Below are 14,911 nucleotides of genomic sequence, written 5' to 3'. Positions count from 1 at the left end.
TGTTTAGAACCCCTCTATGTTTCATTTCACCCAAAAGTTAACCTTGAAATGACACTTAGAGCACTCCTATGTTTCATTTCGTCTCCTAGTCAGCCTCGAAATGATGTTTAGAACACTTCTATACTTCACTCCACCCCAAAACCAGCCCACTAAACCATACAAAAGTCATCCCTCAACTGATTGCACAATAAATTGAAGGGGGAACAGGAAATTAATCCATTGTTCCAATTGGCTTATTGTATTTGACGAAAAATGTTAATACGAGTCCGATTGCAGCAAAAACACCGGCTAGGGCAAATGCCATATTTACTCCATGTATCATTCCACTTAAACCTTCAGATGGTATGGCTGTTGAAGTCATTACTGTGACAAGCATTGCTGTACCAATTGCACCTGCCACCTGTCGTAAAGTATTATTCATTGCCGTACCATGTGGAAGCATTTCTCGTGATAATTGATTTAACCCAGCTGTAGTCACTGGCATCATAACCATCGATATACCAAACATTCGAAACGCATTTACTGTTGCAATATACGTAAAAGTGGTTTCAGGAGAAAACGTAACGAACATAAATGTAGTTACTGTCACAATAATCAACCCGATTAACGATAACCATCTCGCTCCATACTTATCAAACAAACGTCCTGTTATTGGGTTCATTAACCCCATAATAATTGCACCTGGGAGTAAAGCCATTCCAGACTTCATAGGAGAAAAACCAAGCATATCCTGCATTAATAAAGGAAGAATAACAGCTCCACCAATCATGGCTAAAAATACGGTCATTCCTAGCACGGTAGTTAACGTGAATACAGCGTTTTTGAATATCCGAAACTCCAATATTGGATGTTGTAGTTTTAATTGTCTTACTATAAACCAAAGTAAACCAAGCGCGCCAATAATTAAGCTGCCAAACACCTGTATACTTGTCCAGCCTACACTTCCAGCAATACTAAATCCATATAACAGCCCGCCAAATCCAATAGTTGATAAGGCAATTGACACTAGATCAACCTTTGGAAACGTACGCTTTGTAACATTAACTAAGACAAAATACGCGACAATAATATCTAGTAATGCAATCGGGAAGACAATATAGAATAGACTTCTCCATGGATAATGCTCGATAATATAGCCTGATAATGTCGGTCCTATTGCCGGTGCAAATGAAATAATTAAACCAAATAACCCCATCGCTGCGCCTCTTTTTTCTATTGGAAATATTAGAAACATAATCGTTTGCATTAATGGCATTATAATACCCGCACCACTTGCCTGTAACACCCTTCCTAATAGTAAAGAATAAAATTCAGGTGCAATTGCACAAATTAATGTTCCGATAGCGAACAATCCCATTGCTGTAAGAAATAGTCCCCTCGTAGTGAACCTTTCAATCAAGAACGCCGTAATCGGGATCATAATTCCGTTTACAAGCATAAAAATCGATTGTAGCCATTGGACTGTATTATCATCAATACCGAAGTCATGCTTAATGACAGGTAATGCAGTAGCTAAAAGGGTCTGATTTAAAATTGCTACAAAAGCACCTGATAAAAGTACAATGATTAGAGGAACCTTCTTAATATTTTCACCTGTTGTTACACGATTATTTCTTCTAACCATCTTGCTTCCTTCTTTCTCTTTTTTCTCATTCTTATTGATGCCACAACAACACATTTTTATGTTACTTTGAGAAATCTAGGTTCGGTTAAAAACTTAACGCTCGCATAAATTTTATGCGAGCGTCGATTTACAATATTATGGAAAGTGGTATCTGTGCCCGGTCTTATCGTACTCTATCCGATATCTAAATAGAGGAATATCGTAAATAATCCAAAAAATGGAACAAGCTCTCATTATAGAAAAGATACTTTGAGCTACATAATATAAAGTGATTTTTATCCTCGTATCACCTATAATTTAGGGAGAAGGAGGACTTACTAACCTATGTGCTTAATACTTTTTCAATTACAAGACCATCCAACATATAAACTAATTCTCGCTGCAAACCGCGATGAGGCATATGATCGTCCTACTAAGGAGGCTAGCTTCTGGGAAGACAAGCCTACTATTTTAGCTGGCAGGGATTTATTACAAATGGGGACCTGGTTAGGAATAACAACGGAAGGTAGATTTGCTGCGTTAACAAATTATCGTCATCCAGACCATATGAAATCAGGGAAATTCTCGCGTGGTGAAATAACAACGAACTACCTAGCAGGGAATGAATCCTCTAGACAATATTTAGAAAAACTTAGTCAAGCTAAAGGGAATTATGTGGGCTTCAATCTTCTTGTTGGAAATGCTGATGGCCTAGTGTATTATAATAATATAGAAGATAAGATAACAAAAATTTCACCAGGAACTCATGGATTAAGCAATCATTTTCTTGATACACCCTGGCCAAAGGTAGAAAAGGGAAGAGCAAAGCTGAGAGAGTATGTTAACCAAACAAATCAGGTGAGCCATGAGGAGTTATTTCAAATTCTGGCAGATTCAGATGAAGCACAAGAAGAACTTTTGCCTGATACTGGAATTGGATTAGAATTAGAAAAAAAACTTTCCCCATTGTTCATCAAGATGCCTGATTATGGGACCCGATGTTCTACCGTTTTAACGATTAATAATTCCAATCATGTAGCCTTCACCGAAAGAACATACATTTCTGGTGTTTTCCATAATGAAAAAAAATATAACTTTCAAGTATAAAGTGGAAACAAGGACTATATCCAAACAATTATAAAAAGATAGGGGGAAATTGGAGTGAGATTTATATTGGAACTAGCGCGAATTATATTGATTTTTGGTTTACTAGGGGCTATTTTTAGTTCTGTTTTAAAATATGTTTATCAATCGTTCGGCGTAATTCAATATGAATGGCTAGGGTATATTGCTATATTACTACTTTTGTTTGTAGCTTATCGGAATAAATGGCAATTTTCCGGTTGGTACAAGGGGAAAGGAAGAGAAAAGCTACCCCAATCAATCACTAATTTGCTAGTCTCTTTCTCTGTAGCGTTATTAATAGTACCTTCCGTCTTTTCTTACATTTTATAAAGTTATTGGAGTTATTCTCCCATTTATATCAGAAAAGTCTAAATAGGAGACCCTAAGCAATAGGGTTTCCTATTATTCTATACTCATAATATCCCACGCAGTAATCATACCTAATAATTTCCCATCTGCTTCACCATTATCCGTGATTAGTAATGCGTCCATGCGATTTCCTTTACTAATCTCATCTTTAAATAACTCCACTGCCGTGTAAACAGAAGTATCCTTATCTATAAATTGATGATTCGTCTCCTTTTCATATGGTAAAATTTCTTCTATTAGCACATCCCTGATAGAGGTTTCTTTATTCATTGATAACCATTTCGTTATACCGCTCCCTGTTACGAGCCCTTTGAATTCCTGAGCATCATAAATTGGAAATTTAGAATACCCCTTCTCTCGAATAACGTGCAGCAACTCCGAAAGTGCCTTATTGCTTTGAAAGATATGTACCCTTCTCTCAAAAATAGGAATAACAAGTCGCGGCTGTGTAAATTCTTTTTCAATCTTCTCAATACTCTCCACAACGGAATCATGGGGTTCAGCAATTACTTGAATGGTATCCAAGCGATTATGTACAATCGCATTTCGTAGCTCAGCAAATTCAAGTAAATCATCCTTATATCTGCGTACAATAGCATTATATCTTGTTAAAATTCGTACCGCTTTAGAAAATCCAATCCCTTTACTGCTTTGTAATTCCCCATCCATTGCTTTATCAATTCGATTAAATGCGGTAATAAATCGTTCTGAATTCTCTGCCATGAATATTTCTCCTTTTAAACTGGAAAAAATAACTAGAAACGTTAAGATATCTTCGTACCGTTTTCTACCTTTTCATCTGGTCTTAATAGTATTACATCATCCTCACCAGGCACCCCACCAAGTACTAATACTTCCGATTTGAATCCTGCAATTCGTCTAGGTGGAAAATTAACAACTGCCACGACCTGACGACCCACTAACATTTCAGGATTATATCGTTTCGTTATTTGAGCAGACGATTGCTTCATACCAAGCTCACCAAAGTCGATCTCTAGCTTAATAGCAGGCTTTCTTGCCTCAGGAAATGGTTCTGCTTTTACGACCGTTCCGACCCGCAAATCTAGCTTTAGAAAATCTTCAATTGTCGCCATAGTATTTACCTCCTAAAAAATAATAAGCCCCTATGTAAATAATCGTTTAACATGGGGGCTCTCTTCTTCTGGTTGTGTATCTCTATTATTACTATTGTACTATCTCTTATACATTTCTAAAAGCTTTTAAGTAGCTACTATTTATAAAATATGTAAGTATGTATTCTTTTCTTTCATAAGAAAATATTATATCCTAGTAACTGTGTACGAATTAATTTTAGGGGGATTTTACCATGACAATGAAAAAAGCATTAACCCTTGCAGGATCGGATACGAGTGGTGGCGCTGGAATTCAAGCAGATTTAAAAACATTCCAAGAACATGGCGTTTATGGTATGAATGCTTTGACTTCTATCGTTACGATGAACCCAAATGGTTGGAATCATGATGTGACAACCATCGATGTGGAGGTTGTAGAAAAGCAGCTTGATACTGTTCTATCTGTCGGTATTGATGCAATGAAATCAGGTATGCTTGGAACGGTTGAAATTATTAAGCTTGGTGCCCAAAAAATAAAGGAGCATCATATAGATAAATATGTACTTGACCCTGTAATGGTATGTAAAGGCGAAGATGAATTACTATTACCGGAGAATACAGACGCTATGCGTGAAGTCTTACTTCCATTATCCCTAATTGCAACACCGAATCTTTTTGAAGCATGGCAATTAGCACAAACCTCTGGTCCTATCAAAACCATTGACGACATGAAAGAAGCTGCGAAGAAAATTATTGACCTAGGGGCAAAGAATGTTGTTATAAAAGGTGGAAGAGCTATCCAGCATGAAAAAGCAGTAGACTTATTTTATGACGGAAAAGATTTCACACTACTTGAAAGTGAGAAAGTCGATACTACCTATAATCATGGTGCAGGTTGTACATTTGCAGCTGCAATTACAGCTAATCTGGCAAATGGACTATCTGTTTTAGATGCGGTTACAAATGCAAAGAAATTTGTATCGGCTGCTATCAAGCATGGCTGGAAACTTAATGAATATGTTGGACCAGTTATGCATGGTGCTTACAACAAAATGTAACGATATTTCACTTTTTTAAAAAAACTAACACATGCCTTTTTTCACAAAAAGGAGTATGCGTTAGTTTTTTATCTTTGATCGTTTTTTATTTATTTCATGAAAATATGTATTTCCTACTCATTTAAAAAGGAATCTACTAGCTCGAGAAAAGCTACTCTATCCTCTATATTAGGAGCATGACCGGAGTTTTCAAATACAACAAACTGTGCATTAGGAATATGTATAGCAATTTCCTTTCCATCTTCAGGTGGGTTCAATCCATCATGTCTTCCGTTTATCACCAATGTTTTTGCTGTCACCTTATGTAAATCTGGTCGAAAATCAAATTCGACTAGAGCATTAGCTGCTATCTCTTGTTGTTCTCTTGTTAGTCCCCCTGGGATACCTTCAAGCCATTTACCAACTGATACTAAATCATGGAAAATATAGGAGGATAACTTAGCCATTTGCTCTTCGAAGGTGAGACCATTCAACTCATTTGCATGTCTACCTAACAAACTAGTTGATGGATCTTTAGCATGAGAATTCCCCGAGACAAGAATCAATTTGTTCACCCGATCAGGTATTGCAACCGCCACTCCCTGGGCGACATACGTCCCCATTGACATACCGAATAGATTTGCACGTTCAATTCCGAAATCATCCATAAAAGCAATCACATCTTGAACATGGTCATTCAATGTATAGGTGAGGGGTTTTTCGGACTTTCCATGTCCTCTGGAATCAAGCCCAATCACTCGAAAACGGTCCTTAAAATAGTCCATTTCCTGTTTAAGCATGAGATGATTGCTTGTTAAGCCATGAAGAAATATCATCACCTCTCCTTTTCCAGTTTCCTCATAATAAAGCTCTATTCCATTAACAACAGCTTTCGGCATACTATTCCCTCCAATTGAAATGGTACTATCATTATAACAAAAAGTAATATCTAGTAATTGTTTTAACTAACTATATTCAACTCAGATTAAAATCCGAAATCACTTTGAATATAAAAAAAGACAAGGAATTAGGTTATTTCCCAATTCCTTGTCTTGTATTAAGCCTCTTTTTCTTGTAAAACAGCAACAGGCTGTTTCGTAGGTAACATATTAAAAATTATATTTAATAGAATGGCAGTTACACTCCCTGCTACAATTCCGTTACTTGTTAAGATTTGTATACTAGATGGCAGCTGGGCAAATAGTTCTGGAACAACTGTAACCCCTAGTCCCATACCAACGGAGCATGCTACGATCATCGAATTGCCTGTAGATTTTCCAATTTCCTTACTTAACATTTTAATTCCTTGGGCAATAACCATACCAAACATCGCAATCATAGCCCCTCCAAGAACAGAGGTTGGAATGACGGTTGTAAATGCAGCAATTTTAGGAATTAGCCCTAATGCCACTAACATTCCACCAGCGACCATAATCACTTTTCTTGTTTTTATTCCAGTTATCTGAAGCAGTCCTACATTTTGCGAGTAGGTTGTGTATTGAAGGGCACTGAAGAGTCCACCAATGACAATCGCTAAGCCCTCCGCTCTGTATCCTTTTGACAGGTCTTCTTTTGAAAGCTTCTTATCGGTCATATCACTTAATGCAAAATAGACACCAGTTGATTCCACTAAGGAAACACATGCAACAAGTGTTAATGTAATAATCGCAGGCCATTCAAATGTTGGCATCCCAAAATAGAAAAACTCTGGTAATCGAAAATAAGATGCTTGATGTACTGCACTTAAATCCACTTTCCCCATAAAAGCAGCAATAATCGTTCCACCAATCAAACCGATTAAGATAGAAATCGAACGGATATAACCTTTCGAAAATCGGTACATCAAAATGATAAAGAATAATGTACCAAAGCCTAAAGCAATATTAGAAATAGAACCAAAATCAGCTGCATCTTGGCCACCACCAAGATCATTAATTGCTACCGGTATTAGCGTTACCCCTATTATTGTAACAACAGTCCCAGTTACAATTGGTGGAAAAAAACGGACCAACTTCCCGAAAAAACCACTAACTAGTACAACGACAACTCCGGAAACAATAATTGCTCCATACATAGCACTTATCCCGTACTGACTACCAATTGCTATCATTGGGCCTACAGCGGTGAAAGTGCAACCAAGCATAACTGGTAAACCAATTCCAAAAAAGCGATTTTTTACAACTTGAAGTAATGTTGCGACACCACTCATCAATATATCAATTGCTACTAAATAAGTGAGCTGTTCAGGGGTTAAACCTAGTTTACTACCTATTATTAGAGGAACTAATACGGCTCCTGCATACATTGCAAGTACATGTTGAATGCCTAAAGTAGTTGTCTTCATCATAATTCCTCCCTAAAGATTACTTGATTATGATGTAAAGATTCGATAATCGCCAATGATTCTACACGAACACCTTGATTTCTAAGGAAATCTCCACCTGCTTGAAATCCTTTTTCAATGACAATCCCAACACCAGCTAGATGTGCTCCAGCTTGTTTAACAATATCTATTAATCCACGAACAGCCTGTCCATTCGCTAAAAAGTCATCAATAACTAATACTACATCATCGTCTTTTAAGTAATCCTTTGAAACGGAAATCTCATTTGTTTCATTTTTAGTGAAAGAAAATACCTTTGCTGTCAATAAATTATCAACTAATGTGAGGGACTTTCTCTTTCTAGCAAAAACAACAGGTACACCAAGCTCTAACCCTGTCATTAAAGCAGGTGCTATACCAGATGATTCTATCGTTAGGATTTTCGTAATACCCGCTTCTCTATATCGCTCTGAAAATTCCTTACCTATCTCCTGCATTAAAGTCGGATCTATTTGGTGGTTTAAAAATGCATCAACCTTTAACACCTCTTCCGATAATACCCGACCTTTTTCTATAATAGCCTTCTTTAATAGTTTCATAGAAACCTTCCTTTCTATTCATGCATTTCACCGTTTATTTTCAAAACAAAAAAAGCTCGAAAAACATGCCCCCACTATGAAGAAGCACTGTTTTTCGAGCCAAAAGGTTGTCGAAAAATCGAATGATAAAATACATCAATTAATAGAATGTAATTGATCATTCAGCCACTTTTCATAGTCAGTTCATTTACGGTGAACTGGTAGAAACTTGCAAGCCGTATCCTTGCGATTATATGAAAAACGTATTTAATTGTTTTAAGTATAGCGGTTGAAAAAGACAAAATCAACCCTATAACCGAATATAGAAAGATTCTGATATTTCTAGATTACGAATTAATCCTAGCTTTATGCCGTTTCCAAACTCGTCGATAATCTACTCTCCCGTGGTGATCCAACTCTATATTAGCGTATTCACTATCTTTATGCTGATATATCGTGTGCGTGCGATGATTTAAGAATATTATTTGATACTCCGATTTTAAATAATCCTCCATTTCAAAATAGAGTTTCCACCTAGAGGATTCATCCTGAAGCAATTTTATTCTGGTCATAAAATTATCTACTTTTTTATGAATTTCTTTACTCATAGAAGGACAAATTGGTAAATGATTAGAGACGGTAGCAGTTAAGACAGATAATAGATGGTCATCTGACAATGCTATACCACCAACTACTAAATCAAATGAACTTATGATTTTTGGCTTACTTAGCTCTGAGGATTTTACAATTTCAATAGTAGAGTCTATACCAGCTCGCTTTAATTGATTTTGTAAAATTATTGCTTCCCGTTCATGATTAACCCCTTCTCTAATTTCTTGTGCAGCAATCTTCAGTGTATTATCAATCGGAATCATTTTAGTAGCTGCTATGAATTTTTTCTCGTTCAATTCTAGACTTCTATTCGATAGAAAGCTAGATGCAACAATTTCCCCTTCGATACAGAACTCTACAGGATTAATGATTTCGCTTAAACGTTTTCTAAATCGAATGTCCTTCATTAAAGATCGACTACAATTAAAGGTGATATAATCTGCCCCCTCTTCTATCTCTCTAATTTCCTCCCACGAATCGTCAGGCGCCTTTAACATCAGGGGATGGTTAACTTCTCTTGCTGAATTTGCTGTTTTAATTATTTCAACTCTGTCCAACCATGGTCTCTCACGATAATAATTTTTAAAAACATCTAATCTAACTAAATCGTCATCATGAACAGTCAATCTATATGGTCCTGTACCAATAGGGAATTTCTGAAATTTCTTCTCATCCTCCAGTATTACTTCTATAGGTACGATGGAGGCTTTACTATTGGAGAAATATCTTGGAAATAAGTAATCAACTTCATTCAAATAAAAAACTATCGTATACGGAGAAGGTGTAGCAATTTCTTTGATTGATTTCACTATTATATTATTGCTTGGTATCCGTTTAATGGATTGCTTAACATCTTCACTGGTCATTTCTCTCCCGTGGTGAAATGGAACGCCTTTTTGCAAATAAAATATCCATATCCTTCCATCACCACTCTCCCAACTCCGTGCTAATCTAGGAAGAAGGACGTTTCTTTCAGGATCATATTCTACAAGCCTATCAAAGATTTGCTGGATCATATGTCCATCATGTCGCGAAACTGCTTTTATAGGATCCATACATAATTTCGTTTCATAGAATGAATATCGTAATATATCCTGTTCTACATTCTCATCCTTTTCATGTACGATTCCTAAGTCTGCCTCCATCCATTGGTTGAATTCGTTTTGTAAGGATTTTAATGATTTTGCTATTTCAAACGCCTTTCTATATTTCCCAGATGAAACAAGCTCCTTTGCCTCTTCAAATAGCAGTTGCTCCTCTGTAAGAATGATGGTGAGTAAAGGTTTTTTACCCCTTCCTCTTTGTATCACCCATTGGATATCCCCTTGTTCATGCAAAGATTTTAAAATTGTTTTTACATGTCTTTCACTGCAATTCAATATGACGGCCAAGCTTGATATCGTTGTTTCCGTCTGGATATTAGAGGGAAAATAGTGTAATAACGATTTTAAATGATTCCGATATTTCATAAATTCCTCCTATTATTTTATTTCCACAAATCGTACTATGTAGCCTTATGAAAGGCAGAAATAAAATTATACTTCGCTATCTAAAAAAAGGTGAACATATCAATATCAATTTTTCACTTTTTATTCACCTTTTTAAAGGATACTATAAAATATAGCTTTAATCCATTTCCATACAGTACATACAGAAAAATAAGGAAAGAGGCATTTTAAAATGAAGAACCAAGCAATGAACGTAATGAAAGAAAAAGAGATTTCGCTTTGGAAAAATAGAAATTTTTTACTCCTGTGGGGTGGAACTGCAGTATCCAATTTTGGTTCCCAGATGTATTCGGTCGCAATACCATTATTAATTTATGAGATGAGTCAATCCGCTTTAGCAATGAGTGCAATGCGAGCAATAGAATTTTTTCCAAATATCTTTATTGGCATGCTTGCAGGAGTATTAGTAGACAGATTCAATCGAAAGAGGATGCTACAATGGACAAGCCTTATTCAAGTTATCGCTATGATTTTTATTGTTTCTCTTTTATTCTATGAGAAGATAGAATTATGGCACTTATATTTATTTGGTTTCATTTTATCCTCTGCAGGTTATACGTTTGGTAATGCCAACCATTCAACAATTCCACAAATTATAACAAAGGAACAACTTACCACTGCAAATGCTAAATTAACATTTGTGAGTACTCTAATTTCGATTATTGGCCCTGGAATTGCAGGATCATTACTTGTTATATTTTCTTTTTCTTCTACATTAGCTATTTATACTGCAAGTCTATTCATTCTTTTTCTTTGTATCCAATTGCTTCAATTACCAACAGAGGAAAAATCAAGTACAGGTAATATATCCATTTGGAAAGATATGAAAGAGGGTATTGATGAGTTAATCCAAAATAAAATATTATTAACGCCAACTATAACGGTTCTATTTATTAATTTTGCTGCTAGTTTAGTAATTGGTGTGCTTATTTTCTATGTTACAGATCAATTAGGAGCGACCGAGGATGAAGTAGGGCTTATGTTTTCTATTTCAGCTATCGGAGGATTACTAGGAGCATCAGTAGTAAGTAGTATTCGAAAAAAATGGGGACGTGGAAATATTTATACCTATTGTTTATTATTCGATGTTGTAGGTATGGTTACCTTAATCATTGCACCAAATTGGTGGACAATTGGAATTGCCCTAGGTATTAGGACGTTTTCCACAACTATTTCCAATATCGTCTATTTTACTATTCGCCAAGAATTCACACCAAACCATTTATTAGGCCGTGTTGCAGGAACATCATCCATGCTCATGAAGCTTACCCTCCCCCTTGGTTTAACCATTTCAGGATTATGGGCTGAATGGCTACCAATTCCAATTTTATTTGGTATTTCAGCACTTATTATCTTTGTTCTCTTTATAAGGCTTTATTTTCACCCATTTCGTAAATTGCAATAAATCTAATGGGCTAAGAATTTTCTTCTTAGCCCAGCACTAAATTAACCATATTGATTTTACCTAGCTTTTTACTAAATACTTTAGGATATAAACCTATCATGGAAAAAGTGTCACAATATAACAATGAATTTAGCATCTTCATCCAAGATTAATCTATAACACATTTAAAAAAATTCACATTACTTTTCCTTTCAATATGACACAGGATATGGCTCTACATTACTTATTAGCTCAAGCTCTTCTGCACCACGCAGTACCTGTAAGGAAACTGGTTCATTAATGGCTTTTGAATTTAAAAACCGCTCAAACGATTCATAGCCTAACACAGGAACATTATCCAATCCAATAACGATATCTCCAGGTTGCAATCCAGCATTCGCTGCAGCAGAACTATCATTTACTTGTAAAATTTCTGTGCCAATTGACTCGTGATGAGTTGTGTGTACGATCCCAATCCACGCTTGCCATAAGTTTTTCCGATTATCTAATCCTGTTTCATAAACACTTTTAAGGTTCTCCAGAAATTGTCCAGTCCCAAATAACATATTTTCCTTTGAAGCTGCATCCATTTCTTCGAGATAAGAAGCAGAATATGTAATACTGACCTTTACCCCTTCATCCACAACCTCTACGTTTGTTATCGTTGTAAAATCACCATCATTTCCCTGTAAAACAAAGCGCCTCATAGGAACTATCTCGGTAAAAGTACCCTCTGAAGTTGCACCCCAGCCATGATCCATATAACCTTTTCCACCTACACGAAAATCCAATTTCGCTTCTTTTGTATACCATTTGTTTAAGTGCTCCTCTTTTGTAAGAGCCTCCCAAACCTTTTCCATCGGTGCATTTACAACGATTTCCCGCTTAACAAAATTTTCAACCTTGGTCATCTCGACTTTCCCCTTTTTCCACATAATTTTTTAAGCTCTCGAGCTTATTATCTAGTAAGTCTGCGATGTATTGAAGCATTTCATTGTATGCAAGTTGTAATTTCCCTTTATTCAAGGAGTATACACGATATTTTCCTTGAATCTCTTCAGAAATAATATTTTCTTCCATTAAAATATTCAAATGCTTCTTGATTGCTGGTTGTGAGATATCAAATGAAGCTACAATTTCCTTTTGAGTTAAATCACCCTCCTTTAACATATTCAGGATAAATCTTCTTGTTGGGTCGCCTAAAGCTCTGTACACATCCGACATCTTTTTTCACACCTTATTCATATAACCTTTTGGTTATATATAATTTAGCAAAGGATTTCATATTCGTCAACACTTATTTAAAATTGTTTCATTCACATCAAGACAGCTTAGGAGTAACATGCTATTCTATGATTAATAAATAATAAGAGGAGAAATTAAATGAAAAAGACCCTTGGACTTTTACTTCTTTCAACCATCATACTTCTTACGGGCTGTGGCATTATTGAGGAGACAAGGAAGACGATTCATTATGCTACAGAAACAACGGACTTTATTAATGAACTAAGCGCCTTTTCAGTAGAGGTACAGTCAATAATGAATAACGGAGAAGTGAATGTAACTTCCATAGAGGAGAAACTGTTAGATATAGAAAATACCATAGCTGAATTTAATTCTATTGAGGCCCCTGCAATTGCAGAAGGCATACACAACGAAATACTCATACAAAATGAAAAACTACTTGATACAATTAATCAAATACAATCTGGAGAACTAATGATAGAGGATCTCAATAAAACAGACTTCACCCAATCTATAGATAACATTACAACGTTTATGGATCAAATACAAAATTTAGAGAACAATTGAAAAAGGATTATTTAAAAATAATCCTTTTTACAGTCATTACTCATAAAATCTCATATGCTTTTTTTCTTTCCGGTAATAGTCTAATCTATCCTGTAATGTTCCTGTATGAAACTCAAATTTATGTCCATCTGGATCAGTAAAGTAAATAGATTGTTTATCCCGACTATCCCTTTCTCTTCCTATAAGTATACGTACATTTAGTTCCTTTAGCTTTTTACAATGTGCGTCAAAGTCCTTCTCATCTACTGAAAAAGCGATATGTGTATAGGAATGTTCTATTTCGTTTCGAGGAATTGTCTTTTCTTCATTTAATGCCAGCCATAGTCCATTCAAATCGAAGTAAGCAGTTGTTTTCCCCTTTACCAAGAGTTTTGCATCAAATACATGTTGGTAAAATTGAATGGATTGCTCTAAATCCGATACCGAAAATAATAGATGATTAATTCCACCTAATTTCATTCTTAATCCTACTCCTCGTCTCTTACCATTACAATAAACTTAACACCATCGCCCCTAACAAACTCGCTCTGCTTTAAAAAATTAAACTTCTCATATAGGCGAATTGCTCGAAGGTTAAATTCTGCCACCGTTAATCGTATACTGCCTTTTGCTTCTCGTAAAACTTCTTGTAAAATAAACCGTAAAAAAATGGTTCCTATTCCTTTACCAGTTAATTCCGGTTTCATGCCAATTCCAATATCCACACAAGAATCAGCATAGGCATTAACCTCATGCCCCTTAGGTACTTGTGCATCTCTTCCTGTACAAAAGAAACCGATTACCTCTTCCTTATGAAGAACTGCTCGATAAGAATTACTCATCAACTCCAAAATAGCTTCGCCAGATAGAACATTATTATAAAAATCATACGGCTTTTCATATTTCCAAGTTAGGATCTCAATTGCAGTATTTTCTTTAATTCTACTTGTTGTCAATTCCAATTTCTTACCCTCTATTCTTTATTAGATAACCATAGTGACATATATTCTTCATCATAAAATGCATGATTAACCATAAGTGCCTTCTCTTCTAATCCAAATGTCTTAAAGCCATACCTTTGATAAAGTCCCTTTGCTTCATGGTTATTAGATACTACAGACAGATTAATTTTAGATAGACCGCCTAATTCGTATGCCTGTTTAAGTGCAGCCTCAAGAAGTAATTTTCCAATACCTTGTCCCCTATATGCGGGTTTTACGTACATTGCAAAAATACTAGCTTTATGTTTTAATTTTTCTTTTGTTTCGGGAAATAATGTTACCATTCCGATCATCTTATTTTCCTGAAATGCACCAAAATTATAGGTATTTGTCTGTCGAAAGCTCTTCTCATAATGTTCAACTATATTTGGGCTTGTAATTACTTCCTCAAAGCTCGTAGAAAAGGCTTCTGGATTTACTTGCAATGCCTCTAAACGTAAATCGTAATATTCCTTAGCATCGTTTGGTTCTAACAAACGAATTATCACAGCCATTCCCCCATATAAA

At 35.6% G+C, this 14,911-nt stretch carries 17 protein-coding genes and 1 riboswitch; of the genes, 5 read left to right on the top strand and 12 right to left on the bottom strand.

Going from position 1 to position 14,911, the window contains the following annotated elements:
• Positions 1–211: 211 nt before the first annotated feature.
• The gene (locus HNR27_RS04880; protein ID WP_429338961.1) at positions 212–1,624 is read right to left on the bottom strand and encodes a DHA2 family efflux MFS transporter permease subunit; all 1,413 of its coding nucleotides are present in this window, start codon (positions 1,622–1,624) and stop codon (positions 212–214) included.
• A 324-nt stretch (positions 1,625–1,948) separates the two neighbouring features.
• On the opposite strand from HNR27_RS04880, the gene HNR27_RS04875 reads away from it, so the two are divergent.
• Positions 1,949–2,710 carry an NRDE family protein gene (locus tag HNR27_RS04875; RefSeq protein WP_429338960.1) on the top strand — a complete coding sequence of 254 codons (762 nt, stop codon included), beginning with the start codon at positions 1,949–1,951 and terminating at the stop codon, positions 2,708–2,710.
• Between the two features lie 54 nt (positions 2,711–2,764).
• Positions 2,765–3,058, top strand: coding sequence for a hypothetical protein (locus HNR27_RS04870; protein ID WP_212919116.1), 294 nt, complete (start codon positions 2,765–2,767; stop codon positions 3,056–3,058).
• 72 nt (positions 3,059–3,130) lie between these two features.
• On the opposite strand, the gene HNR27_RS04865 is transcribed toward HNR27_RS04870, so the two are convergent.
• The gene (locus HNR27_RS04865) at positions 3,131–3,820 is read right to left on the bottom strand and encodes a CBS domain-containing protein (RefSeq protein WP_429338959.1); all 690 of its coding nucleotides are present in this window, start codon (positions 3,818–3,820) and stop codon (positions 3,131–3,133) included.
• Positions 3,821–3,861: 41 nt separating this feature from the next.
• Positions 3,862–4,191: a chaperone CsaA gene (csaA, locus tag HNR27_RS04860; protein WP_212919114.1), complete on the bottom strand. Its 330-nt coding sequence runs from the start codon at positions 4,189–4,191 to the stop codon at positions 3,862–3,864.
• Between the two features lie 233 nt (positions 4,192–4,424).
• Here csaA and pdxK point away from each other — a divergent pair, with 233 nt between their 5' ends.
• On the top strand, positions 4,425–5,228 hold the full coding sequence (pdxK, locus tag HNR27_RS04855) for a pyridoxine/pyridoxal/pyridoxamine kinase (protein WP_429338958.1): 804 nt from the start codon (positions 4,425–4,427) through the stop codon (positions 5,226–5,228).
• A gap of 113 nt (positions 5,229–5,341) precedes the next feature.
• Here the strand turns inward: pdxK and HNR27_RS04850 are convergent, their stop codons facing one another.
• The 4 genes from HNR27_RS04850 to HNR27_RS04835 form a co-directional block, all read right to left on the bottom strand.
• Positions 5,342–6,106: an alpha/beta fold hydrolase gene (locus tag HNR27_RS04850; RefSeq protein WP_429338957.1), complete on the bottom strand. Its 765-nt coding sequence runs from the start codon at positions 6,104–6,106 to the stop codon at positions 5,342–5,344.
• 158 nt (positions 6,107–6,264) lie between these two features.
• Positions 6,265–7,551, bottom strand: coding sequence for a nucleobase:cation symporter-2 family protein (locus HNR27_RS04845; RefSeq protein WP_212920002.1), 1,287 nt, complete (start codon positions 7,549–7,551; stop codon positions 6,265–6,267).
• Complete coding sequence (locus HNR27_RS04840) at positions 7,551–8,129, bottom strand: xanthine phosphoribosyltransferase (RefSeq protein WP_429338956.1); 579 nt, start codon at positions 8,127–8,129, stop codon at positions 7,551–7,553. Before HNR27_RS04840 ends, HNR27_RS04845 begins: the two co-directional genes overlap by 1 nt.
• Before the next feature lie 155 nt (positions 8,130–8,284).
• Positions 8,285–8,386: riboswitch (purine riboswitch) on the bottom strand.
• A gap of 69 nt (positions 8,387–8,455) precedes the next feature.
• Positions 8,456–10,189, bottom strand: coding sequence for an ABC transporter substrate-binding protein (locus HNR27_RS04835; RefSeq protein WP_429338955.1), 1,734 nt, complete (start codon positions 10,187–10,189; stop codon positions 8,456–8,458).
• 211 nt (positions 10,190–10,400) lie between these two features.
• Between HNR27_RS04835 and HNR27_RS04830 the strand changes: the two genes are divergently transcribed.
• Complete coding sequence (locus tag HNR27_RS04830) at positions 10,401–11,633, top strand: MFS transporter (RefSeq protein WP_429338954.1); 1,233 nt, start codon at positions 10,401–10,403, stop codon at positions 11,631–11,633.
• Positions 11,634–11,824: 191 nt separating this feature from the next.
• On the opposite strand, the gene HNR27_RS04825 is transcribed toward HNR27_RS04830, so the two are convergent.
• A complete protein-coding gene (locus tag HNR27_RS04825) occupies positions 11,825–12,523 on the bottom strand; it encodes an SRPBCC family protein (RefSeq protein ID WP_429338953.1) in 699 nt (232 codons plus the stop codon).
• Positions 12,510–12,836 (bottom strand): metalloregulator ArsR/SmtB family transcription factor, encoded by a 327-nt coding sequence (locus HNR27_RS04820; RefSeq protein WP_429338952.1) that lies wholly within the window; start codon positions 12,834–12,836, stop codon positions 12,510–12,512. The genes HNR27_RS04825 and HNR27_RS04820 overlap by 14 nt, the downstream gene beginning before the upstream one ends.
• Before the next feature lie 159 nt (positions 12,837–12,995).
• Here HNR27_RS04820 and HNR27_RS04815 point away from each other — a divergent pair, with 159 nt between their 5' ends.
• On the top strand, positions 12,996–13,424 hold the full coding sequence (locus HNR27_RS04815; protein WP_429338951.1) for a DUF6376 family protein: 429 nt from the start codon (positions 12,996–12,998) through the stop codon (positions 13,422–13,424).
• 36 nt (positions 13,425–13,460) lie between these two features.
• Here the strand turns inward: HNR27_RS04815 and fosM are convergent, their stop codons facing one another.
• The 3 genes from fosM to HNR27_RS04800 are packed head-to-tail and all read right to left on the bottom strand — an operon-like array spanning position 13,461 to position 14,892.
• Positions 13,461–13,883, bottom strand: coding sequence for a FosM family fosfomycin resistance protein (fosM, locus tag HNR27_RS04810; RefSeq protein WP_429338950.1), 423 nt, complete (start codon positions 13,881–13,883; stop codon positions 13,461–13,463).
• A gap of 8 nt (positions 13,884–13,891) precedes the next feature.
• Positions 13,892–14,365 (bottom strand): GNAT family N-acetyltransferase, encoded by a 474-nt coding sequence (locus tag HNR27_RS04805; RefSeq protein ID WP_429338949.1) that lies wholly within the window; start codon positions 14,363–14,365, stop codon positions 13,892–13,894.
• 11 nt (positions 14,366–14,376) lie between these two features.
• Positions 14,377–14,892: a GNAT family N-acetyltransferase gene (locus tag HNR27_RS04800; RefSeq protein ID WP_429338948.1), complete on the bottom strand. Its 516-nt coding sequence runs from the start codon at positions 14,890–14,892 to the stop codon at positions 14,377–14,379.
• Positions 14,893–14,911: the final 19 nt, after the last annotated feature.

The sequence above is a fragment of the Ornithinibacillus bavariensis genome (assembly GCF_050433565.1).
GTDB lineage: Bacteria > Bacillota > Bacilli > Bacillales > Amphibacillaceae > Ornithinibacillus > Ornithinibacillus bavariensis.
This window is presented reverse-complemented; position numbering and strand designations above follow the sequence as displayed.

Bases quoted from the DNA above. Each gene is read 5' to 3' on its own strand.
- HNR27_RS04830 (WP_429338954.1), top strand. From the start codon at position 10,401: ATGAAGAACCAAGCAATGAACGTAATGAAAGAAAAAGAGATTTCGCTT.
- HNR27_RS04845 (WP_212920002.1), bottom strand. From the start codon at position 7,551: ATGAAGACAACTACTTTAGGCATTCAACATGTACTTGCAATGTATGCA.
- HNR27_RS04865 (WP_429338959.1), bottom strand. From the start codon at position 3,820: ATGGCAGAGAATTCAGAACGATTTATTACCGCATTTAATCGAATTGAT.
- HNR27_RS04880 (WP_429338961.1), bottom strand. From the start codon at position 1,624: ATGGTTAGAAGAAATAATCGTGTAACAACAGGTGAAAATATTAAGAAG.
- csaA (WP_212919114.1), bottom strand. From the start codon at position 4,191: ATGGCGACAATTGAAGATTTTCTAAAGCTAGATTTGCGGGTCGGAACG.
- pdxK (WP_429338958.1), top strand. From the start codon at position 4,425: ATGACAATGAAAAAAGCATTAACCCTTGCAGGATCGGATACGAGTGGT.
- HNR27_RS04820 (WP_429338952.1), bottom strand. From the start codon at position 12,836: ATGTCGGATGTGTACAGAGCTTTAGGCGACCCAACAAGAAGATTTATC.
- HNR27_RS04825 (WP_429338953.1), bottom strand. From the start codon at position 12,523: ATGACCAAGGTTGAAAATTTTGTTAAGCGGGAAATCGTTGTAAATGCA.
- HNR27_RS04815 (WP_429338951.1), top strand. From the start codon at position 12,996: ATGAAAAAGACCCTTGGACTTTTACTTCTTTCAACCATCATACTTCTT.
- fosM (WP_429338950.1), bottom strand. From the start codon at position 13,883: ATGAAATTAGGTGGAATTAATCATCTATTATTTTCGGTATCGGATTTA.
- HNR27_RS04850 (WP_429338957.1), bottom strand. From the start codon at position 6,106: ATGCCGAAAGCTGTTGTTAATGGAATAGAGCTTTATTATGAGGAAACT.
- HNR27_RS04875 (WP_429338960.1), top strand. From the start codon at position 1,949: ATGTGCTTAATACTTTTTCAATTACAAGACCATCCAACATATAAACTA.
- HNR27_RS04835 (WP_429338955.1), bottom strand. From the start codon at position 10,189: ATGAAATATCGGAATCATTTAAAATCGTTATTACACTATTTTCCCTCT.
- HNR27_RS04840 (WP_429338956.1), bottom strand. From the start codon at position 8,129: ATGAAACTATTAAAGAAGGCTATTATAGAAAAAGGTCGGGTATTATCG.